The sequence below is a fragment of the [Roseibacterium] beibuensis genome (assembly GCF_039542305.1).
GTDB classification, from domain to species: Bacteria; Pseudomonadota; Alphaproteobacteria; order Rhodobacterales; family Rhodobacteraceae; genus Roseibacterium; species Roseibacterium beibuensis.
In genome coordinates this window covers 1-1,243 of the sequence record NZ_BAABHW010000014.1, presented here as the reverse complement: position 1 = coordinate 1,243, position 1,243 = coordinate 1, and the positions used below count along the sequence as shown (strand labels likewise).

Here is a 1,243-nt window from a genome sequence, read left to right as displayed (position 1 = left end):
CCCCGGTCCTGACGCTGGAGGGCGTGCCCGAGGCCTTCGAGGCAGGCGATGTCTTCTCGCTGACCTTCACCTTCTCGGAGAACGTGATCGGGTTCGAGGCGGGCGATATTGGGGTGACCGGCGGCACGCTGTCCGGCTTCTCGGGCGGCCCGAGCGTGTTCACGGCGACCCTGACGCCGGACGGCACGTCGAACGTGACCGTCACGGTTGCGGAAGGGGCCGCCGAGGATGCGGCGGGCAACCTCTCCACCGCGGCCAGCGCAACGGCGACGATCAATTCGGGCGAGATCGCGAGCGAGATGATCGCGGAGTTCATGGAAACGCGGGCGCGCAACCTGATCCAGAACCAGCCGGGTCTGTCGGGCTTCCTCTCGGGACGACAGGGCGGACAGTTCAGCGCGCAAGTGACACGCGGCTTTGGCAATGTCGACATCCACAGCGGCGCCGGGCCGGTCTGGTTCAGCCTGCGGGGATCGGCCACCGAGCACGAGGGCGGCGGTGACAGCGCCTATGCCCTGGCCACGCTCGGCGGCCACGTGGCGCTTGGCGACGGGCTGATCGTCGGCGGCATGCTGCAATTCGACTATGCCGAGGACGACATGGGCGGCGGGGTCGGAACCACGGGCCGCGGCTGGATGCTCGGGCCCTATGTCGTGGCGCAGCTGGGCGATCAACCGCTCTTCTTCGAGGGACGCCTGCTCTATGGCGAAAGCGACAACGAGATCTCGCCCTTCGGCACCTTCACCGACAGCTTTGACAGCGAACGCTGGCTCACGATGCTGGCAGTCGAAGGGTCCTATGAGACCGAGGCCCTGCACTATTTCCCGCGCCTGCAATTCAGCCACGCGGTCGACACGCAGCTGGCCTATGTCGATGGATTGGCGAACCCGGTACCGGAGCAGACGATCCGCCTGACCGAGCTGTCGGCTGGCATCGATTTCGAGGCGCCGATCTTCGGTGAGGCCAGCGGCCACGTGCTGACTTGGGGCCTGTCCGGCATCTGGTCGCGGGTTGAGGGCGACGGCGCGGCCTCGGCCTATATCGACGAGACGGAGAGCGGACGCGGGCGGATCGACCTTGGCTATCGCTTCATGGGCGATGGCGGGCTGACCCTGAGAGGCGATCTGTTCGTCGACGGCCTTGGCTCGAATGACTTCACGACCTACGGCGCGGAAGTGGGCCTCGCGCTAGAGTTCTGAGTGCGCGGTTTTCTCCCGGTGAATGAATGCTTGTCTCCAACCCT

The 1,243-nt window shown here is 66.4% G+C and carries 1 protein-coding gene; it reads left to right on the top strand.

All coding sequences use genetic code 11. From position 1 onward, the window contains the following. On the top strand, positions 1-1,199 hold a 1,199-nt coding region (locus ABD923_RS19065; protein ID WP_259549836.1), incomplete at its 5' end, for an Ig-like domain-containing protein. Between the last annotated feature and the right edge of the window lie 44 nt (positions 1,200-1,243).